The organism is Streptomyces sp. JNUCC 64 (assembly GCF_054484115.1).
Genome location: NZ_CM137015.1, coordinates 1,843,733 through 1,863,335, shown reverse-complemented (window position 1 = coordinate 1,863,335; position 19,603 = coordinate 1,843,733). Strand labels below are relative to the sequence as shown.

15 protein-coding genes and 1 riboswitch are annotated in these 19,603 nt (G+C 74.3%); of the genes, 10 read left to right on the top strand and 5 right to left on the bottom strand.

The genetic code is table 11. The annotated features are described in order from the left end of the window. Positions 1–100 precede the first annotated feature (100 nt). The 4 genes from ACVWNX_RS07250 (at position 101) to ACVWNX_RS07235 (ending at position 5,241) form a co-directional block, all read left to right on the top strand. Positions 101–1,462 carry a M16 family metallopeptidase gene (locus ACVWNX_RS07250; RefSeq protein ID WP_454413057.1) on the top strand — a complete coding sequence of 454 codons (1,362 nt, stop codon included), beginning with the start codon at positions 101–103 and terminating at the stop codon, positions 1,460–1,462. Between the two features lie 23 nt (positions 1,463–1,485). Beyond that, complete coding sequence (locus tag ACVWNX_RS07245) at positions 1,486–2,853, top strand: M16 family metallopeptidase (protein WP_454414664.1); 1,368 nt, start codon at positions 1,486–1,488, stop codon at positions 2,851–2,853. 326 nt (positions 2,854–3,179) lie between these two features. Next, positions 3,180–3,341, top strand: a riboswitch (cyclic di-AMP (ydaO/yuaA leader). A 13-nt stretch (positions 3,342–3,354) separates the two neighbouring features. After that, complete coding sequence (locus tag ACVWNX_RS07240; RefSeq protein WP_454413056.1) at positions 3,355–4,143, top strand: M23 family metallopeptidase; 789 nt, start codon at positions 3,355–3,357, stop codon at positions 4,141–4,143. A gap of 369 nt (positions 4,144–4,512) precedes the next feature. After that, the gene (locus ACVWNX_RS07235) at positions 4,513–5,241 is read left to right on the top strand and encodes a GntR family transcriptional regulator (RefSeq protein ID WP_454413055.1); all 729 of its coding nucleotides are present in this window, start codon (positions 4,513–4,515) and stop codon (positions 5,239–5,241) included. Positions 5,242–5,669: 428 nt separating this feature from the next. On the opposite strand, the gene ACVWNX_RS07230 is transcribed toward ACVWNX_RS07235, so the two are convergent. Next, the gene (locus tag ACVWNX_RS07230; RefSeq protein WP_454413054.1) at positions 5,670–5,951 is read right to left on the bottom strand and encodes an HPr family phosphocarrier protein; all 282 of its coding nucleotides are present in this window, start codon (positions 5,949–5,951) and stop codon (positions 5,670–5,672) included. A 215-nt stretch (positions 5,952–6,166) separates the two neighbouring features. On the opposite strand from ACVWNX_RS07230, the gene ACVWNX_RS07225 reads away from it, so the two are divergent. The 4 genes from ACVWNX_RS07225 (at position 6,167) to ACVWNX_RS07210 (ending at position 12,152) form a co-directional block, all read left to right on the top strand. Beyond that, positions 6,167–9,361, top strand: a complete 3,195-nt coding sequence (locus ACVWNX_RS07225) for a bifunctional acetate--CoA ligase family protein/GNAT family N-acetyltransferase (protein ID WP_454413053.1) — start codon at positions 6,167–6,169, stop codon at positions 9,359–9,361. A gap of 248 nt (positions 9,362–9,609) precedes the next feature. Beyond that, the gene (locus ACVWNX_RS07220) at positions 9,610–10,197 is read left to right on the top strand and encodes a DUF5998 family protein (RefSeq protein ID WP_454413052.1); all 588 of its coding nucleotides are present in this window, start codon (positions 9,610–9,612) and stop codon (positions 10,195–10,197) included. Continuing rightward, positions 10,197–11,384: an alkaline phosphatase family protein gene (locus tag ACVWNX_RS07215; RefSeq protein WP_454413051.1), complete on the top strand. Its 1,188-nt coding sequence runs from the start codon at positions 10,197–10,199 to the stop codon at positions 11,382–11,384. Before ACVWNX_RS07220 ends, ACVWNX_RS07215 begins: the two co-directional genes overlap by 1 nt. A gap of 99 nt (positions 11,385–11,483) precedes the next feature. Next, on the top strand, positions 11,484–12,152 hold the full coding sequence (locus ACVWNX_RS07210; protein WP_454413050.1) for a thymidine kinase: 669 nt from the start codon (positions 11,484–11,486) through the stop codon (positions 12,150–12,152). Positions 12,153–12,207: 55 nt separating this feature from the next. On the opposite strand, the gene ACVWNX_RS07205 is transcribed toward ACVWNX_RS07210, so the two are convergent. Further along, positions 12,208–13,002, bottom strand: coding sequence for a VOC family protein (locus ACVWNX_RS07205; protein ID WP_454413049.1), 795 nt, complete (start codon positions 13,000–13,002; stop codon positions 12,208–12,210). 189 nt (positions 13,003–13,191) lie between these two features. On the opposite strand from ACVWNX_RS07205, the gene ACVWNX_RS07200 reads away from it, so the two are divergent. Then, the gene (locus ACVWNX_RS07200) at positions 13,192–14,019 is read left to right on the top strand and encodes a sulfurtransferase (RefSeq protein WP_454413048.1); all 828 of its coding nucleotides are present in this window, start codon (positions 13,192–13,194) and stop codon (positions 14,017–14,019) included. Between the two features lie 292 nt (positions 14,020–14,311). On the opposite strand, the gene sepH is transcribed toward ACVWNX_RS07200, so the two are convergent. Further along, complete coding sequence (sepH, locus tag ACVWNX_RS07195) at positions 14,312–15,331, bottom strand: septation protein SepH (RefSeq protein ID WP_454413047.1); 1,020 nt, start codon at positions 15,329–15,331, stop codon at positions 14,312–14,314. A gap of 485 nt (positions 15,332–15,816) precedes the next feature. On the opposite strand from sepH, the gene ACVWNX_RS07190 reads away from it, so the two are divergent. Further along, positions 15,817–16,788 carry a hypothetical protein gene (locus ACVWNX_RS07190; protein WP_454413046.1) on the top strand — a complete coding sequence of 324 codons (972 nt, stop codon included), beginning with the start codon at positions 15,817–15,819 and terminating at the stop codon, positions 16,786–16,788. A gap of 18 nt (positions 16,789–16,806) precedes the next feature. Here ACVWNX_RS07190 and ACVWNX_RS07185 read toward each other — a convergent pair whose 3' ends face one another. Both ACVWNX_RS07185 and ACVWNX_RS07180 read right to left on the bottom strand, forming a co-directional pair. Next, a complete protein-coding gene (locus ACVWNX_RS07185) occupies positions 16,807–18,117 on the bottom strand; it encodes a D-arabinono-1,4-lactone oxidase (RefSeq protein ID WP_454413045.1) in 1,311 nt (436 codons plus the stop codon). Next, positions 18,086–19,321: an MFS transporter gene (locus ACVWNX_RS07180; RefSeq protein ID WP_454413044.1), complete on the bottom strand. Its 1,236-nt coding sequence runs from the start codon at positions 19,319–19,321 to the stop codon at positions 18,086–18,088. The genes ACVWNX_RS07185 and ACVWNX_RS07180 overlap by 32 nt, the downstream gene beginning before the upstream one ends. Positions 19,322–19,603 lie beyond the last annotated feature (282 nt).

Genomic DNA, 19,603 nt, shown 5'->3' with positions numbered 1-19,603 from the left:
GCGTAGCCCGGCCGGGAACTTCGCCACGCGTCAGCCCGCTTGCATACAGTGGCGGGACCGGCAGAACGAGTTCCTGCCCTCCGCGATCGAAGGGACGTACATGCCCATGGGTCACACGGCCACGCAGGCCGGCTCCGGCGGCCTGACAGCAACAGAGCACCGCCTGGCCAACGGCCTGCGCGTGGTGCTCTCCGAGGACCACCTGACCCCGGTCGCCGCGGTCTGTCTCTGGTACGACGTCGGCTCCCGCCACGAAGTCAAGGGCCGCACCGGTCTGGCTCACCTCTTCGAGCACCTGATGTTCCAGGGCTCGAAGCAGGTCCAGGGCAACGGCCACTTCGAGCTGGTGCAGGGGGCGGGCGGCTCCCTCAACGGCACCACCAGCTTCGAGCGCACCAACTACTTCGAGACGATGCCCGCGCACCAGCTGGAGCTGGCGCTGTGGCTGGAGGCCGACCGGATGGGCTCGCTGCTCTCCGCGCTCGACCTGGAGTCCCTCGACAACCAGCGGGACGTCGTCAAGAACGAGCGGCGCCAGCGCTACGACAACGTCCCCTACGGGACCGCGTTCGAGAAGCTGACCGCGCTCGCCTTCCCGGACGGACACCCGTACCACCACACGCCCATCGGTTCGATGGCCGACCTGGACGCGGCGACCCTGGAGGACGCGCGGGAGTTCTTCCGCACCTACTACGCGCCCAACAACGCCGTCCTGTCCGTGGTCGGCGACATCGACCCGGAGCGCACCCTCGCCTGGATCGAGAAGTACTTCGGCTCCATCCCGGCCCACGACGGCAAGCCCGCCCCGCGCGACGGGGCGCTGCCCGAGACCATCGGGGAGCAGCTGCGGGAGGTCGTCGAGGAGGAGGTGCCCTCGCGCGCGCTGATGGCCGCCTACCGGCTCCCGGAGGACGGCACCCGGGCGAGCGACGCGGCCGACCTGGCGCTCACCGTCCTCGGCGGCGGCGAGTCCTCGCGCCTCTACAACCGTCTGGTCCGCCGGGACCGCACCGCCGTGGGCGCCGGGTTCGGACTCCTGCGCCTGGCGGGCGCCCCTTCCCTCGGCTGGCTGGACGTGAAGACCTCCGCCGGGGTGGAGGTGCCCGCCATCGAGGCCGCCGTCGACGAGGAGCTGGCCCGCTTCGCCCAGGAGGGCCCGACGCCCGAGGAGATGGAGCGCGCCCAGGCCCAGCTGGAGCGCGAGTGGCTGGACCGGCTCGGCACGGTCGCCGGACGCGCCGACGAACTGTGCCGGTACGCGGTCCTGTTCGGTGACCCGCAGCTCGCCCTGACGGCCGTCCAGCGGGTCCTGGACGTCACCGCGGAGGAGGTCCGGGAGGTCGCCGCGGCGCGGCTGCGGCCCGACAACCGCGCGGTGCTCGTCTACGAGCCGGTGGAGCACCCGGAATCCGACGGGGACGCCGACGCCGACCAGAACGTGAACAAGGAGGCGGCCAAGTGACCGCGGCCGGACCCACCGTGACCATGGACTTCCACCCCCAGCCGCAGCCGGGCGAGGCCAGCCCCTGGGCCTTCCCGCAGCCCGCCCGCCAGACCCTCGGCAACGGGATCACGGTGCTGCGCAGCGACCGCCCCGGCCAGCAGGTCGTCGCCGTGGAGGTGCTGCTCGACAGCCCGCTGGACGCCGAACCGGCCGGGCTCGACGGCATCGCCACCATCATGGCGCGGGCCTTCTCCGAGGGCACCGACAAGCACTCGGCGGAGGAGTTCGCCGCCGAGCTGGAGCGCTGCGGCGCCACCCTGGACGCGCACGCCGACCACCCCTGCGTCCGGATCTCCCTGGAGGTGCCCGCCTCCCGGCTGCCCAAGGCCCTCGCCCTGCTCGCGGACGCCCTGCGCGCCCCGGCCTTCGAGGACAGCGAGGTCGAGCGCCTGGTCCGCAACCGGCTGGACGAGATCCCCCACGAGCTCGCCAGCCCCGGCCGTCGCGCGGCCCAGGAGCTGTACCGGCGGCTGTTCCCGGCGGAGGTGCGGATGTCCCGCCCCCGCCAGGGCACCGAGGAGACCGTCGCCGCCATCGACGCGGCGGCCGTCCGCGCCTTCTACGAGCGGCACGTGCGCCCCGCCACCACCACGGTGGTCATCGTGGGCGACTTCACCGGCGTCGACGTGGACGAGGCCCTCGCCGACACCCTGGGCACCTGGACGGGCGGCGCGGCCGAGCCCCGCGCGGTGCCGCCGGTGACCGGCGACGACACCGGGCGGGTCGTCATCGTGGACCGCCCCGGGGCCGTCCAGACGCAGCTGCTCATCGGCCGCGTCGGCGGCGACCGGCACGACCGGGTGTGGCCCGCCCAGGTCCTGGGCGCCTACTGCCTCGGCGGCACCCTCACCTCCCGGCTGGACCGGGTGCTGCGCGAGGAGAAGGGCTACACCTACGGGGTGCGGGCCTTCTCCCAGGTGCTGCGCTCCACGGCCCAGGGGACGGGCGGCGCGCTGCTCGCCATCTCCGGCTCCGTGGACACCGAGTCCACCGGGCCCGCTCTGGAAGACCTCTGGACGGTGCTGCGCACGCTCGCGGCGGAGGGCCTGACGGACGCCGAACGGGACGTCGCCGTGCAGAACCTGGTGGGCGTCGCCCCGCTGAAGTTCGAGACCGCGGCGGCCGTCGCGGGCACCCTGGCCGACCAGGTCGAGCAGGAACTGCCCGACGACTACCAGGGGCAGCTCTACCAGCTGCTGGCGGCCACCGGCACGGTGGAGGCCACCGCCGCCGTCGTGAACGCCTTCCCGGTGGACCGGCTGGTGACGGTCCTGGTGGGTGACGCGTCGCGGATCGAGGAGCCCGTCCGGGCGCTCGGCATCGGAGAGGTCACCGTCGTCACCGGCTGACCCGCCGTCCGGAGCCCCTCCGGTGGGCCGTCCCGTCGTCCGACGGGACGGCCCACCGGCGCGTCGGGCACGGTCCACGGGCGCGCCGCCGGTGGGTCCGGGCCGGTCCGCGGGCGGGCCGACGACCCGTTGGCCGGGCGGCCGGTCCACGGTCCGTCAGGGGAACCGTCCGACGGGTCCGTTCCCTGATGTCCCGAAAGCCGGGGACGTTGCGGTCCGGGGTGTGGCATGCGCAACAAACGAGCCGTTCCGTTTGTCGTACGAAAGATCTTCCGCTTAGCGTCAGGGCGACTGTCCGTCGTGCGGTACGCCGCAGCCGCGGCACCGGGCGGTCATCGCCGAGTCCCCGTGGCGCGAGTCAGGGGAGCCGGGGACCCGTGTCGTCCCTGGGGTGAATCGGACGCCCGCCGCTCACGCGGAGGGGGCCCGTAGGAGACCTTCCTGCTCCGAACCCGTCAGCTAACCCGGTAGGCGAGAAGGAAGGAAAGGACCGACCACTTCATGGCGTTCACCCGCGCCACCGGGAAGCACCGCCGCCCCACGCGCGTCTCGCGGACCACCGCGAACGTCGCCGGCGTCGCCACCCTCACCACCACCGGAGTCATCGGCACCCTCGCCTCCCCGGCCCTGGCCTCGGAAGAGCCCTCGCTGGAGGACACCGGCCTCACCAAGACGGTCTCCATCGGCGACGTGGTCGCCGAGGAGATCGACGCGCAGGCCGCGGCCCAGCAGATCGCCGCCGACGAGGCCGCCGCCCTGGAACTGGCGGAGGCCGAGGCCAAGCAGCGGGCCGCCGAGATGAAGCGCCGGGCCGAGGCCGAGGCCGCCAAGGAGCGCGAGGCCCGGGAGCGCGCCGCCCGCGAGGCCGAGCGCAAGCGGCTGAACACCTATGTGAGCCCGATCGACGGGAGCCACGTCTCCACCTCCTACGGCGCGGGCGGCGGCATCTGGTCCTCCGGCACCCACACCGGCATCGACTTCCACGCGGACACCGGCACCCCCGTGCGGTCCGTCGGCTACGGCACCGTGATCGAGGCGGGCTGGGGCGGCGCCTACGGCAACAACGTCGTCATCAAGATGCACGACGGCACCTACACCCAGTACGCCCACCTGGTCTCCCTGGGCGTCACCGCGGGGCAGAAGGTCACCGCGGGCCAGCAGATCGGCCTCGCCGGGGCCACCGGCAACGTCACCGGCGCGCACCTGCACTTCGAGGCGCGGGCGACCGCCGAGTACGGTTCCGACCTGGACCCCGTCAGCTACCTCCGCTCGCACGGCGTCAGCCTCTGAGCCACCGCCCCGCCAGTCCGGGGCACCCACGGCGCGCGTCCGCGTGACGCGCCGCCCGTGTCCGGCGACGCGCCCCCACCGCGTCGCCGCCGAGTGCCGGTGCGGGACCAGGGACGCCCCGCCGTCACCACGCGCACCGAAAGCCCCGGCCGCCCGCCGGGGCTTTCGCGTTTCCCGGCGGCCTTCCCGGAGGCCGCCGCCCGGAAGCCGTCTCCGGACATCCGTACGACTTTCCCGTCAACTCCGGCAGACTGTCCGAAAATCCCATCGAATTCAGGAAGGTGGTCGGAAATCCCGGCGACCTGCAATAGAGTCGCCGGATCAATGTCGATCGACCGCGTTTCGCGGGAACAAAGCGGAGGTCCGGTCATGCGCATTCCCGCACACGCGGTATGCACGGCCATTCGGGACGACATCGTGAGCGGGGTCCTGGAGCGCGGGAGCCGTCTCACCGAGGAGGTCCTGGCCCGCCGCTACGGCGTCTCCCGGGTCCCGGTGCGCGAGGCCCTGCGCACTCTGGAGGCCGAGGGGTTCGTGGTCACCCGGCGGCACGCGGGCGCCTGCGTCGCGGAGCCGACCGACCGCGAGGCCGCCGATCTGCTGGACGTCCGTCGCCTCCTGGAGCCCCTCGGGGCGTCCCGCGCCGCCGAGCGGCGCACCGAGGCCCATCTGAAGGTGCTGAGCGGTCTGGTGCGGCTGGGGCGGGAGCGCGCCGAGAACGGCACGGCGGACGAGCTGCGCTCCCTGGGCTCCTGGTTCCACGAGACGCTGGACCAGGCGTCCGGCAGTCAGGACCTGGCCTCCATGCTCACCCGCCTCCGGCACAAGACAGCCTGGATGTACACGGTCGAACCGGCGGCGCGGCCCGTCGAGGAGTGGGCGGAGCACGGGCTGATCGTCGACGCGGTGGCCCGGGGGGACGCCCGGCGGGCCGGAGCGCTGATGGCCGAGCACACCGAACGCGGCATCGCGGCGCACCGTCGCCGGGTCCCGCGCCCGGCCGGGGAGTGGGCCCCGGAACGTCCGGCGGGCCGGACGGGTGCGGCGGGGGCCCTGAGGCCGGTGGGGGCGAGGGGTTCGGCGGATCCCGCGCATTGAGCCGGTCCGGTGGATCCGGCCGGTCCGACGGGTTCGAAACATTCCGTCAACACGGGGAGCCCCTCCCGGTAACAGAAGGGCCGTATACAAAGGGGAAGGGAATCCACCGGGATATCTGGCGGTGGTGTGGATTTCAGCGGTGCGCGGTATCCGTGGTCTATCCCGCCGGGGTTTATTCCGTCGCTCCCGCCCATTCCCACGGGGAAGGCGATGCGCTGTTCCGAGCGAGGGACGCGTCGCGTACGGGGAATTCACGTTCCGCTCCGGATTTCACCGGCCGGTGGGGTGGAGTGGAGTGGGTGAGAAAGGGAAGGGCGGTACCGGCCCGCACGCCGGACGCCCGGATGTCGCTCGTCCCGAGGGCGCTCGTCCCGAGGGTGCCCGTCCCCCCCCCACAGGGTCACCGGGCACGCGCGGGGTCACCGCGCTCACACGGTCTCGGGAAGCTCCTCCAGCCCCTCGGCCACCAGCTTCGCCAGCCGGTCCAGCGCCGCGTCCGCGCCCTCCGCGTCGGAGGCGAGGACGACCTCCTCGCCGCCGTGCGCGCCGAGCCCGAGCACCGCGAGCATCGAGGCCGCGTTGACCGGGTCGGCGCCGCCCTTGGCGATCGTCACGGGGACGCCGGTCGCCGAGGCGGCCCGGACGAAGATGGAGGCGGGGCGGGCGTGAAGCCCCTCGGCCCAACCGACGTTGACGCGTCGCTCTGCCATGTGATGCTGCCCTTCGGGTGTTCTGCAGTGGTATGGCGCTGTTTGGTTGTCTAGACCAGTGTCCCACAGGGGAGGCCCCCGTTCCCCGGGATCCAGGGGAACCCGGGGAGCCGCCCGCGCGCCCGCGACCGCCCCCGGCCCGGGGCCCGGACCGCCCCGGACGCCGTCCCAGCCTGCCCCGCGCCCGCCCGGACCGCGACCCGTACGCTGGCCCCATGCAGACCCCGCCGGACCGGCACGACTACCCCTCCCACTGGGAAGCCGACGTGGTGCTGCGCGACGGTGGCACCGCGCACATCAGGCCCATCACCACCGAGGACGCCGACCGGCTGGTCAGCTTCTACGAGCGGGTCTCGGACGAGTCGAAGTACTACCGCTTCTTCGCCCCGTACCCGAAGCTCTCCGACAAGGACGTCCACCGCTTCACCCACCACGACTTCGTGGACCGGGTCGGACTCGCCGCCACGATCGGCGACGAGTTCATCGCCACCGTGCGCTACGACCGCATCGACACCCACGGCCGGTCCGCGTCCGTCCCCGCCGACGAGGCCGAGGTGGCCTTCCTGGTGGAGGACGCCCACCAGGGCCGGGGCGTCGCCTCCGCCCTCCTCGAACACATAGCCGCCGTGGCCCGGGAACGCGACATCCGGCGCTTCGCCGCCGAGGTCCTCCCCGCCAACACCAAGATGATCAAGGTGTTCACGGACGCCGGGTACCGCCAGAAGCGCAGCTTCGAGGACGGCGTCGTCCGGCTGGAGTTCGCCATCGAGCCCACCGAGGCGTCGGTCGCCGTGCAGCGCGCCCGTGAACAGCGCGCCGAGGCCCGCTCCGTCCAGCGGCTGCTGCGCCCCGGCTCGGTGGCCGTGATCGGGGTGGGCCGGGCCCCGGGCGGGGTCGGCCGCGCGGTCCTCGACAACCTGGTGACCGCCGGGTTCACCGGCGACCTCTACGCCGTGAACCACGCGTTCCCCGAGGACCTCAAGGCCCTGGGCGCCGTGCCCGCCCACCGGTCGGTGGCCGGCATCGGGGCGGACGTCGACCTCGCCGTGGTCGCGGTCCCGGCCGAGCGGGTGCCCGAGGTCGTCGAGGAGTGCGGGGCGCACGGGGTCCAGGGACTCGTCGTCGTCTCCGCCGGATACGCCGACCGGGGCGAGGAGGGCCGCGAGCGCCAGCGCGAACTGGTCCGCCAGGCGCGCTCCCACGGGATGCGCCTCATCGGCCCCAACGCCTTCGGGATCATCAACACCTCCCCGGCCACCCGGCTCAACGCCTCGCTCGCCCCCGAGGCCCCTCGCCCCGGCCGGATCGGCATGTTCGCCCAGTCCGGAGCGATCGGCATCGCCCTGCTCTCCCGGCTGCACCGCCGGGGCGGCGGGGTGACCGGCGGCCCCGGGGTGACCGGGATCTCCACCTTCGTCTCGGCGGGCAACCGGGCGGACGTCTCCGGCAACGACGTCCTCCAGTACTGGTACGACGACCCCGACACCGACATCGCCCTCATGTACCTGGAGTCGATCGGCAACCCCCGCAAGTTCGCCCGGCTCGCCCGCCGCACCGCCGCCGTCAAACCGCTGGTCGTGGTGCAGGGCGCCCGCCACCGGGGGGTCTCCCCGCTGGGGCACGCGGTCCCGGCCACCCGGCTGCCGCACGCCACCGTCGCGGACCTGCTGCGCCAGGCCGGGGTGGTCCGGGTCGACACCATCACCGAACTGGTGGACGTCGGTCTGATGCTCGCGGGCCAGCCCCTGCCCGCCGGGCCCCGGGTCGCGATCCTCGGCAACTCCGAGTCGCTGGGCCTGCTCACCTACGACGCCTGCCTCTCCGAGGGACTGCGCCCCCTGGGCCCGCTCGACCTCGGCACCGCCGCCAGCCCGGCGGAGTTCCAGGAGGCGCTGGTCCGGGCGCTCGCCGACCCGGAGTGCGACGCGGTGATCGTCACCGCCATCCCCCGGGTCGGCGAGGGCGGCGGCTCCGACGAGGAGCTGGCCGCCGCCCTGCGGGCCGCCGCGGCCACCCGGCCCGCCAAGCCGGTCGCCGTCGCCCATGTGGAGCTGGGCGGACTGGCCGAGGCCCTGGCGGCGGCCACCGTCACCGCCCCCCGCCCCGCCGACGGCCAGCCGCCCGCGCCCCCCACGGCGATCCCCGCCCCGGGAGCCCAGACAGCCCTGGGAGCCTCGGACACCCCGAGCGCCCCAGGCACCCCGAGCACCCCAGGCACCCCGAGCGCCCCCGACGCCCCGGGCACCCTGGACACCCCGGGCCCGTCGGACACCCCGGGCGCCTCCGACGCTCCAAGCGCCTCAGGTTCCCCCAGCACCTCAGCCGCTCCAGTCGCCCCAAGCATCCCAGCCGCTCCCGCCATACCGGGCTCCCCGAGCGCCTCGGGCACCCCTCACACCCCCACGAGCCCCCCGTCCCCACCCGACGCCCCGGCCCTGAGCGGCACCCCGGCCGCTCCCGGCGCTCCAGCGACTCCCGGCACCCCGACCGCTCCGACCGCTCCGACCGCTCCGAGCCCCCAGCCCCCCGCCGTCGCGGGCATCCCCGCCTACCCCGCCACCGAACGGGCGGTGCGGGCGCTCGGGGAGGCGGTCCGCTACGCCCGCTGGCGCCGCGAGGCCGCCGACCCCGGACGGGTGCCCGAGTTCGAGGACGTGGACGGGCCCGGCGCGGCCGAGCTGATCGAGGGCCTCCTGGACGCCGCCCCCGACGACGACCCGCGCGGCTTCGCCCTCCCCGACGACCGGGCCCGCACCCTGCTCGCCCGCTACGGGATCACCGTGCACGCCACGCTCCCCGCCGCCGACCCGGACGAGGCGGTCGCCGCCGCCCAGCTGCTCGGCTACCCGGTCGCGCTCAAGGCCACCGCCCCGCATCTGCGCCACCGCGCCGACCTGGGCGGCGTCCGCCTCGACCTGGCCGACGAGGACCAGCTGCGCCGCGCCTACGGCGAACTCACCGACTCCTTCGGCACCCCGCCGGGACTGCGCCCCGTGGTCCAGGCGATGGCCCCGCGCGGCGTGGACACCGTCGTCCGGACCGTGATCGACCCGGTCGTCGGCGCGGTGCTCTCCTTCGGGCTCGCCGGGGCCGCCTCCGAACTGCTCGGCGACACCGCGCACCGGCTGATCCCGGTCACCGACCGGGACGCGCGGTCGGTGGTGCGGGCCATCCGCACCGCCCCCGTGCTCTTCGGCTGGCGCGGTTCGGCCCCCGCCGACACCGCCGCCCTCGAAGAGCTGCTGCTGAGGGTCTCCCTGCTGGTGGACGAGCACCCCGAGGTCGTCGGCATCGCCCTGGAGCCGGTCGTGGTGGCCGAGTACGGGCTGTCGGTGCTGGGAGCCTCGGTCCGGCTGGCCCGCCCGCCCGCCCGCGACGACCTGGGACCGCGCACCCTGCCCGCCTACTGAGACCGTCTCCCGAGCCCGAGCCCGAGCCCGAGCCCGGGGCCCGCACCCGCCCCGGGGCCGTCCGAGGGCCGCGCCCGGGAGCCCCACGAGCCGCACCCGCCCCGGCCGCCACGGCCGTGCCGGGGGCGGGGGGAACGGTCGCTCACCCCTGGCGTGAACCTTTCCCATGTGTGGCCCCGCCCACTCCCGCCCACCAGGTCACCTCGTGCGTCACCTGCGGCACGTGCGGGGGCCGTAGGATGGGCGCCATGGCCAAGACCAGTACGACGACCCAGGGGCTGCGCACGGCGATCGAGCGCAGCGGCTACTACCCGGCTCTGGTGGCCGAGGCGGTCGAGGCCGCGGTCGGCGGCGAGCCGATCGGCTCGTACCTGGTCCACCAGGAGACCACCTTCGACGCCAACGAGGTCCGCAGGCACGTCACCGTGCTCGTCCTCACCGGCACCCGCTTCATCGTCAGCCACACCGACGAGCAGGCCGCCGACGGCACCTCCCCGACGCCCTTCGCGACCACCTCCACGGAGTCCGTGAAGCTGGACCGCATCTCCTCCGTCGTGGTCAGCCGGGTCGTCGCCAACCCGGAGGCGTACACCCAGGGCACCCTGCCCCGCGAGGTGGTGCTCACCATCGGCTGGGGCGCCGTCTCCCGGATCGACCTCGAACCGGCCGCCTGCGGCGACCCCAACTGCGAGGCCGACCACGGCTACACCGGCAGCACCACCGCCGACGACCTCAGCCTGCGGGTCAGCGAGGCCGGTGACGGCCTCGACGCCGTCCGGCAGACGCTCGCCTTCGCCCAGGCCCTCTCCGAGGCGACCGTGGAGACCGGCCGCTGATGACCCAGTCCGCCTGGGACGCGGTGGAGCCCCTCTCCGTCGCCTCCGCCCCCGTGCCCGCCTACGGCTCGGGCTCGCTCGCCGATCTGCTGCCCACGCTCGCCGCGGGCATGGGAGTCCCCGGGACGACCGGCACCCTGCCGGAGCTGACCCCCGCCGACCGCAACTGCGTCTTCCTCATCGACGGCCTCGGCTGGGAGCAACTGCGGGCCCACCCCGAGTACGCGCCGTTCATGACCTCCCTGATCGAGAGCTCCCTCGGCGGCACCGGACGCCCCCTGACCACCGGCTACCCGGCCACCACCGCCACCTCGCTGGCCTCGGTGGGCACCGGACTGCCGCCCGGCCAGCACGGTCTGCCCGGCTACGCGGTGCGCAACCCCGGCACCGGCGAGCTGATGAACCAGCTCCGCTGGTACCCCTGGACCCCGCCGCACGACTGGCAGCCCCATCCGACGGTCTTCCAGCGCGCCCACGCCGCGGGCGTGCACACCGCGCAGGTGTCCTCCCCCCAGTTCCAGAACACCCCGCTCACCCAGGTCGCCCTCAGCGGAGGCACCTTCCACGGGCGGCACTCCGGCGAGGACCGGATGGACCTCGCCGCCGAACAGCTCGCCGCCGGGGACCGCTCCCTGGTCTACACGTACTACTCCGAGGTGGACGGCAACGGCCACCGCCACGGAGTGGACTCGGACGCCTGGCGCGGCCAGCTCTCCTACGTCGACCGGCTGGTCCAGCGGCTGGCGGAGCAACTGCCGCCGCGCAGCGCCCTGTACATCACCGCCGACCACGGCATGGTGGACGTCCCGCTCGACCCCGAGCACCGCTTCGACGTCGACGAGGACTGGGAGCTGCGCGCCGGGGTCGCCCTGCTGGGCGGCGAGGGCCGCGCCCGGCACGTCTACGCCGTCCCCGGTGCCGAGTCCGACGTGCTGACCGTGTGGCGGGAGGTGCTGGGGGAGCAGTTCTGGGTCGCCGGACGCGATGAGGCCATCGCCGCCGGATGGTTCGGCCCCTCCGTGGACCCCCGGGTCCACGGCCGCATCGGCGACGTGGTGGCCGCGGCCCGGGACGACGTCCTCATCATCGCCAGCGAGCGGGAGCCCAAGGAGTCGCTGCTCATCGGCAACCACGGCTCCATGACCCCTGCCGAACAGCTCGTCCCCCTCCTCGAAGTACGCTCCTGAGGGCCGGTCCTTCCCCCGCCCCGTTCCCCCCGCTCCCCGGTGACGCCGTCACGCCCCGGCCCGCCGTGCGCCCCGCCTCCGAAAGGTGCTCACCTCCCCATGCCCGAGCTGGTGTTCTTCAGCGGAACCATGGACTGCGGAAAGAGCACCCTGGCGCTCCAGATCGAGCACAACCGGTCGGCGCGCGGACTCCAGGGCCTGATCTTCACCCGCAACGACCGCGCGGGCGAGGGGAAGCTGTCCTCCCGGCTGGGCCTGGTCACCGACGCGGTGGAGGTGGCCGGGGACCTGGACCTCTACGCCTATCTCGTCGGCGTGCTCTCCCAGGGCCGTCGGGCGGACTACGTCATCGCGGACGAGGCGCAGTTCCTCTCCCCGGAACAGATCGACCAGCTCGCGCGCGTGGTGGACGATCTGCGGGTCGACGTCTACGCCTTCGGCATCACCACCGACTTCCGTTCCAAGCTGTTCCCCGGTTCGCAGCGTCTGGTGGAGCTGGCCGACCGGGTGGAGGTGCTCCAGGTGGAGGCCCTGTGCTGGTGCGGGGCGCGGGCCACCCACAACGCGCGCACCATAGGGGGACGGATGGTGCTGGAGGGGGCCCAGGTGGTGGTCGGTGACGTCAACCAGGCCGCCGACGAGGTCGGTTACGAGGTGCTGTGCCGTCGTCACCACCGCCGTCTGATGACCGCGGCCACCGCCCGCGCGGGTGCCCTCTCCCCGGACGTGCTGCCCGTGGACACCCAGGACGGCCCGCCCGGCGGCTGACCGGCCGCAGCCCCGGGCCGTCCGCCCCGCGCGGAGGGACGGCCCGGAGGAGCCCTCAGCCCCGGGCGAGCAGCCCGAACACGGCGCCGTCGGGATCGGTGACGGTCGCCGACCGGCCCCGCGCCCCGTCCGCCGGCGGCGCGAGCACCCGTCCGCCCAGCGCCGTGATCCGGTGGACCGACGCGTCCACGTCCCCGACGGCGAAGTACGTCAGCCAGTGGGCGCCCCGTCCACGCGCCGCCTCGTCCGTTCCGGTCAGTTCCGCCACGGGCGTCCCGTCCGCCAGCAGCGTCAGCGCGTCGGGACCGCCGCCGTCACAGGGCACGGCGGTCAGCCCGAAGACGTAGCCGTAGAAGGCGGCCACCCCGACGGGGTCGGGGGAGCGCAGCGCGTGCCAGACCGGTGTCCCGGGCACCCCGGTGGCGGCGGTGCCGCCGGGCGCGCCGGGTCCGATCCCGAAGACGGCGCCGCCCGGATCTGCGGCGATGGCCAGCCGTCCGTCGTCCACGGTCTCCAGCGGGCCCACCGCCACCGTGCCGCCGCAGTGGCGCACCCGGTCGGCGGTGGCGTCCACGGCACCGCAGGACAGCTGGGGCGTCCAGGCCGGTGCGAGGCGCCGGTGACCCGGTGACGGGCCGATCCCGGCGACCTCCCGTCCGTCGAGCAGGGCCCGCACGGAGCCGTCGGGCCGCGTCCCCGGCCGGAACTCCCAGCCGAACAGCGCGTGGTAGAAGTCCTGGGTCGCGGTCGTCCCGTGCGTCCGCAGGCTCACCCAGCAGGGGGTGCCCGTGGTCCGCGTGGTCCGCTCCGCGCCGTCCCGTCGGCCGGCTTCCTGCCGTGCCTCGGTCATGGTCGGTGTCTCCTCCGTCTGCTGGTGGCCACCCAGCGATCAGTGAGCGAAGTCCTCGGTCATCGTCACGCCCCGCGCGATCGATGCTGATCTTTTGTACACCGGGTGCGGAGGGGCGTACAGCGTGTGCCCGGCCAAGCCGGGGCCGGGACGGACCACACGGGCCGGTCCGTACGCCAGGATGGGGGCATGAACGCCATCATCTCCGCGTCCCGACTCGCGCGGGACCTGGCCGGACCCACTCCGCCGGTCCTCCTCGACGTCCGCTGGCAGCTCGGCGGCCCCCGGCTGCGGGACGCCTACGAGGAAGCCCATCTGCCCGGTGCCGTCTTCGTCGACCTGGACGCCGAACTCGCGGGACCCGCGGGCCGGGCCGGACGCCATCCGCTGCCGGACGTCGAGGAGTTCGGCGCGGTGATGCGGTCGGCCGGGGTCTCGGCCGACCGGGACGTCGTGGTCTACGACGGCGGCCAGGGCTGGGCGGCGGCCCGCGCCTGGTGGCTGCTGCGCTGGACGGGGCACCCCTCGGTACGGGTGCTGGACGGCGGACTCGCCCACTGGGACGGCCCGTTGGAGTCGGCGGTGCCCGCTCCGGAGCCGGGCACCTTCGTCCCGGTCCCGGGCGGGGTGCCGCTGCTGGACGCGGACGGGGCCGCCGAACTCGCCCGCTCCGGGCTGCTGCTGGACGCCCGGGCGGGGGAGCGCTACCGGGGCGAGGTCGAGCCGATCGACCCGGTCGGCGGCCACATCCCGGGCGCGGTCTCCGCCCCGACCAGCGAGAACGTCATCGAGGGCGGACGGTTCCGCCCGGCCGGTGAGCTGACCGACCGGTTCGCCGCACTGGGCGCCGACGGCACGTCCCCGGTGGGGGTGTACTGCGGTTCCGGGGTGTCGGGCGCGCACCAGGTGCTGGCCCTCGCGGTCACGGGCGTCCAGGCCGCCCTGTACGTGGGGTCCTGGTCGGAGTGGAGCGCGGACCCCGCCCGCCCGGTGGCGACGGGCCCCGAACCGGCTTAGGCCCTCAAGCGGAGGACCGGCACCGACCACTTCCAGGGGGACGGACGGGGGACCGGCCGGGTACGGGAACGAACCCGTCCCGGCTACGGTCCCGTGTCCGTCGCCGCTGTGGCCCCGGGCGTAGGGGTCTCGATGACGCGTCCGGACGCGCGGCGCGCACGGGGGGAGTCCGGCCGGGGAGCACCCCGGGCAGGGGGCGTCGTCGTGCTTCCGGTACAGGGGGCACCGGAACGGACGAGGCCGGTGGGGGAGGAGCGACGCCCGACGCGGTCCCGCCGCGCCGGACGTCCGGTCAGTCCTGCTTCTTGCGGCGGGTGCCGAAGACGATCTCGTCCCAGCTGGGCACCGCCGCTCGGCGGCCGGGGCGGACCCCGTCGGCCTCGGCCTGCCGGTCGGTCGCGCCCACCAGCCGGTCGCGGTGGCTGCCGACCGAGCGCGGCATCAGGACGTCGGCGTAGGCGGACCCGGCACCGGCCGAGGCGGCGGGCGCCGGAGGCTCCTCGACCTCGGACTCCGTCTCGGGCTCGTCGTCGGAGGGATCCGGGGAGAGCCCGCGTTCGGGCACCACCAGGTCGCCCCGGAAGCTGGGCACCGCTTCCAAGAGGCTCGTCAGGGAGTCGCGTCCCTCACCGGACTCGTCGGACTCGGCGGGCGGCAGGGCGGCCCGTTCCGTCGACCGGTCCCGGGGCAGCCGGGCGATGCGCGGCACGAACGGGAAGCTCGGTTCGGGCGCGCCCGTCTCACCGGACTCGCCGATCAGGGAGCGGGCCTCGTCGTCCACGGCCTGGACGAGTCGGCGCGGCGGGTCGTACGTCCAGCTCGCGGAGTGCGGTTCACCGGCGACCAGATAGACGAGCAGGACCTCCCAGGTGCCGTCGTCGCGGCGCCAGGAGTCCCACTGCACGCTGTCCTTCTCGGCGCCGCGCAGCACCAGCCGTTCCTGGACGGCCTCGCCGAGCTGGGGGCCCGCGTTCTCGCCGGGGCGGCGGACGGGCGTCTTCCGGGCACGCTCGGCCATGAAGGCGCGCTCGGCCAGTACGGGGCCCTCGAAGCGGCGGACGCGGTCGACGGGGATGCCCGCGAGCTGGGCGACCTCCTCGGCGCTGGCACCGGCTCGTATCCGGGCCTGGATGTCACGGGGCCTGAGGTGGCTCTCCACCTCGATCTCGATCTGGCCGAGGCGGGGGCGGTCACCGCGGACGGCGGCACGCAGCCGCTCGTCGATGGCAAGCGTGTACTCCGTGCTGTCCGCAGCCTTGAGCACCAGCCGTGTGCCGTCATTCGAGACGGCCACGACACGCAGTTCCGGCATGGGGACCTCCCGGGTGGTGCCTGCCGACGTCACGTGCGTCGCTGCTTCCGCTAGTCGAGTGTGGCCTGCCCGGGTGCAGCCTGCCACAACCTTGCCGGGTTGCCCGGCGTGTCGGGCGGGGGGCCCGGGAGTGCCACGAGGGCACGGTACTCGTTCGCAACGCTAAGTGACCGTAATGGTCGCCCTGTGCAACGCGTTCCCTCCCGGATGGTCTGGACGGCTCCGGGCATCCCTCAGGAAGACCGGTACCCAGGGCTCGCAACAGTACTCCATTCGGGCCACTCGGGGAGACCGGCGCGCCGCCGAACTTCGCCGGGAAGTCATGAGTTGGCGTGAGTCGGCACCCCGTTTCCGGCCGCGTCCAGTCGGTGTGGACGGACGGTGAACGTGGCATGTTTCACGCAATCCCCCTAAACGGAACTATTCAGTTCGGGTCCACGTCCCTTTCTCATGCGTTAGTCGAGAAGGATGGACAAGGTGCCGAGATGGGCGGTAAGCCGGATATCGACGATCGACGGTGGTCGCGAGGGGAGGACGGGGGAGACGAACACCACGGAGGGCGCCCGTCGTACGGCGCCGCCTCCGGACCGGAGCGCGGAACCGTCGCGGGGGACACGGAGGGTGACGGTCGGCGGAAGCTGGACCTGAGCGTCCCTCAGGTCGCGGCCAGCGCGATCGCCGCCGTGGCCGCCGCCAAACTGGCCTCCAACGCGGGCGTCTACGGCACGATCCTCGGCGCCGGGCTGGTCAGCGTGGTGGTCACCTGCGGCGGTCCCGTCCTCCAGCACCTCTTCGCCCGCACCGGTGAGCGGCTGCGGGGCGGAGCCGTCCCGCCGGGGCCGGACCGCTCGCCGGACGTCCCGCACGGGACGCCCGCGTGGGACGTCCCGCCCCTCGGCGCCCCGGTGCCGGGGGAATACGGGGAGGCCACCGTGCACCGGGCGCGGGTCCGCTCCTGGAAACGGCCGCTGATCGGCGCGGCACTGGTCTTCGGGGTGACGATGGGCGGCATCACCACCTACGAGCTGGCCTCCGGCGAGAGCTTCGGCGGCGGCGGGGGGACCACCCTGGGCGAGGCCGTCACCGGCGGGGGCGGCGCTTCCCGCCCGGACCGCCCCGAGGGCCCGGGCCGCACGGACCCCGGACCCGACGGGGAGACGTCCCCGGACCCCGGGCGCCAGGACGGGCGGGACCCCGCCCCGGACGGGACCGCGGACGACGCGTCGCCGGACGCGGAGGGCGGTGCCCAGGAGCGGCCGGACGGGGAGTCCCCGGCGGTGCCGTCCCCGTCCCCGAGCCGGGAACCCGGCCCCGGGACCGGGCAGGGCACCGGGCCGGAGGACGCTTCCGGCACCCCGGTCCCGGAGGCCACCGCGCCCACCGGGCCTCCCCCGGCTCCGTCGGGGACGGTCCCGGCGCCGGAGGGGAGCCGGGCCGCCGTGGAGCCCGCCCCCTGAGGGCGCGGCCCCCCGGGCTCACTCCCCGAGGACCCGCCGCAGGTGGTCGTTGCCGAACAGCCGGTCGGGGTCGAGCCGGTCGCGCAGCGCCGTGAACTCGCCGAAGCGGGGGTAGACCCCGGCCAGGTAGTCCGCGTCACGGGTGTGGACCTTGCCCCAGTGGGGTCGTCCCCCGTGGGCGGTGAAGACGCGTTCGGCCGCCGTGAAGTACGCCTGGTAGGGCACGCCCCGATAGAGGTGCACGGCTATGTAGGCGCTCTCCCGCCCGTACGCGGTGGACAGGGTGATGTCGTCGGCGGGCGCGGTGCGGACCTCCACCGGGAAGCCGACGCGCAGCCCCGACCGTTCGACCACGGACCGCAGTTCCCGCAGCGCGTCCATGGCCGCCGCGCGCGGCAGCGCGTACTCCATCTCCATGAAGCGCACCCGGCGCGGGCTGGTGAAGACCTTGTACGGGATGTCGGTGTAGTCGCGTGAGGAGAGCGCCCTGCTGGTGACCTGGGCGATCGCGGGGACGGTGGCGGGCGCCGCCCGGCCGAGGGAGCTGACGGCCTGGAAGAGGCCGTTGGAGAGCAGTTCGTCCTCGACCCATCCGGCCACCGGGTTCACGGGTCGCGCCGGGCCCGCCGAACGGTTGTTGCGCTTGGTGGCGCAGCGGGAGGTGTGCGGAAACCAGTAGAACTCGAAGTGTTCGTTCTCCGTCACCAACTGCTCGAACTCCGCGGTGACCCGGTCGAATTCCATTGGTTCCTCGCGGGCGTGGAGCAGGAACAGCGGCTCCACCGCGAAGGTGATCGCCGTGATCACCCCGAGCGCCCCCAGTCCGATCCGGGCGGCGGCGAAGACCTCCGGGTTCTCCGTCGCGGAACAGGTCAGCACCGAGCCGTCGGCGGTGACGAGTTCGAGGCCCCGGATCTGGGCGGCGATCGAGGCCGAGTCCCGGCCGGTGCCGTGGGTGCCGGTGCTGACGGCCCCGGAGACGGTCTGCTCCATGATGTCGCCCATGTTCGTGAGCGACAGGCCCTCGCGGGCGAGGGCGAGGTTCAGCCGCCGCAGCGGGGTGCCCGCCTCCACCGTGACCGTCATGGCCGCGCGGTCGATCCGCCGGACGCCGGTCAGCAGCCCGGGACGGACCAGCAGCCCGTCGGTCACGGCGACCGGGGTGAACGAGTGCCCCGAGCCGACGGCCCTGACCCGCAGCCCGTCCGCCGAGGCCGCGCGCACGGCGTCGGCGAGTTCGTCCACCGAGGCGGGCGTGACCTCCCGGGCCGGCCGGGCCCGGACGTTGCCCGCCCAGTTACGCCAGGTGCCGTTCCCTGCTCTCGTCATCCTCCCGGGCCCCTCCCCGCTGTGGCGCAGGCCGGCTCAGCCTGCGGTACCCGAGGAACCCGACGGCCACCGCGGCGGCGCCGGATACCCCCGACACCCCGTACCCCGCCGCGGCGCCCGCCGCGTCGATGACCCAGCCCGCCGCCGAGGACCCGAGCGCGATGCCCACCGCGAGTCCCGTCGTCGTCCAGGTGATGCCCTCGGTCAGCTTCGTGCGCGGCACGTGCTGTTCGACGAGGGCCATCGTCGTGATCATCGTGGGCGCGATGGCGAGCCCCGCGACGAACAGCGCCACGGCCAGGAGCGTCAGGTTCCCCACCAGTTGCAGCGGGATCATACTCACGCCCATCCCGACGACCCCCAGCAGCCACCGGCGGGGGGCCTCACCGGTGAACCGCGCCAGCCCGAACAGCACCCCCGCGAGGCAGGAGCCCGCCGCGTACAGCGCCAGCACCACGCTCGACAGGGCCTTGTGGCCCTGCTCGTCGGCGAAGGCCACCGTCACCACGTCCACCGAACCGAAGATCGCCCCCGTGGCCACGAACGTCGCCACCAGCACCTGGAGTCCCGGTGAGCGCAGCGCCGACTCCCGGGTGTGCTGCTCCTTGGGGTGCGGCACCGGTTCGGTGGCCCGCAGGGAGGTCAGCCAGAAGACGCCGATGCCCAGGAAGACCGCCGCCAGCAGCGGCCCGGCCGCCGGGAACCAGACCGTGGAGAGTCCGATGGAGATGATCGGGCCGAAGATGAAGCAGATCTCGTCGATCACCGATTCCATCGAGTAGGCCGTGTGCAGGTGCGGGGTGTCCCGGTAGAGGACCGCCCAGCGGGCCCGGGTCATGGAGCCGACGCTCGGGGTGAAACCGATGAACGCGGAGAACAGGAACAGCGTCCAGTCCGGTGCCGACAGGGTGGCCGAGAGCAGCAGCCCCGCCGCGGCGAGCAGGGTCACCAGGGCGGCCGGGCGCAGCACCTTCCGCTGACCGTGCCGGTCCACCAGCCGGGAGACCTGCGGTCCGATGACGGCCGCCGACAGCGCGATGGTCGCGGACAGGGCGCCCGCCAGCCCGTAGCGGTCGGTGAGCTGGGACACCATGGTCACCACGCCGATGCCCATCATCGACAGGGGGAACCGTCCGATGAGGCCCGCCGCGGTGAAGGAGCGGGTGCCGGGGGCGGCGAAGATCACGCGATAGGGGCTGGGCACGGCACGCTCCGTTGCGGGGCCGCTGCGGAGCGGGTCCGGGCGGTGGGTGGGACTGGGCGGGAACCGGGTGGTGCGGGTGGGAGGCGGTGAACACCGCCGGCGGGACGGAAGGATGGGGATATGAATGGCTAATACAGCTTATTGGTCCGGTCAGCTTACGCGGCACGGAAAGGATCACCTTAGGCACGGTCCCCGAGGGGGACGAGCGGGTTTCGGACGGGCCCGCCGCCCCGCCGGGGGAGCACCGCCGCGTCCGCGCCGTCAGCCCCGGATGGCAGGATC

Excerpts from the sequence above, each read along its gene's own strand:
- ACVWNX_RS07250 (WP_454413057.1), top strand. The coding sequence starts at position 101 with ATGCCCATGGGTCACACGGCCACGCAGGCCGGCTCCGGCGGCCTGACA.
- ACVWNX_RS07245 (WP_454414664.1), top strand. The coding sequence starts at position 1,486 with ATGGACTTCCACCCCCAGCCGCAGCCGGGCGAGGCCAGCCCCTGGGCC.
- ACVWNX_RS07240 (WP_454413056.1), top strand. The coding sequence starts at position 3,355 with ATGGCGTTCACCCGCGCCACCGGGAAGCACCGCCGCCCCACGCGCGTC.
- ACVWNX_RS07235 (WP_454413055.1), top strand. The coding sequence starts at position 4,513 with ATGCGCATTCCCGCACACGCGGTATGCACGGCCATTCGGGACGACATC.
- ACVWNX_RS07230 (WP_454413054.1), bottom strand. The coding sequence starts at position 5,951 with ATGGCAGAGCGACGCGTCAACGTCGGTTGGGCCGAGGGGCTTCACGCC.
- ACVWNX_RS07225 (WP_454413053.1), top strand. The coding sequence starts at position 6,167 with ATGCAGACCCCGCCGGACCGGCACGACTACCCCTCCCACTGGGAAGCC.
- ACVWNX_RS07220 (WP_454413052.1), top strand. The coding sequence starts at position 9,610 with ATGGCCAAGACCAGTACGACGACCCAGGGGCTGCGCACGGCGATCGAG.
- ACVWNX_RS07215 (WP_454413051.1), top strand. The coding sequence starts at position 10,197 with ATGACCCAGTCCGCCTGGGACGCGGTGGAGCCCCTCTCCGTCGCCTCC.
- ACVWNX_RS07210 (WP_454413050.1), top strand. The coding sequence starts at position 11,484 with ATGCCCGAGCTGGTGTTCTTCAGCGGAACCATGGACTGCGGAAAGAGC.
- ACVWNX_RS07205 (WP_454413049.1), bottom strand. The coding sequence starts at position 13,002 with ATGACCGAGGCACGGCAGGAAGCCGGCCGACGGGACGGCGCGGAGCGG.
- ACVWNX_RS07200 (WP_454413048.1), top strand. The coding sequence starts at position 13,192 with ATGAACGCCATCATCTCCGCGTCCCGACTCGCGCGGGACCTGGCCGGA.
- sepH (WP_454413047.1), bottom strand. The coding sequence starts at position 15,331 with ATGCCGGAACTGCGTGTCGTGGCCGTCTCGAATGACGGCACACGGCTG.
- ACVWNX_RS07190 (WP_454413046.1), top strand. The coding sequence starts at position 15,817 with ATGGGCGGTAAGCCGGATATCGACGATCGACGGTGGTCGCGAGGGGAG.
- ACVWNX_RS07185 (WP_454413045.1), bottom strand. The coding sequence starts at position 18,117 with ATGACGAGAGCAGGGAACGGCACCTGGCGTAACTGGGCGGGCAACGTC.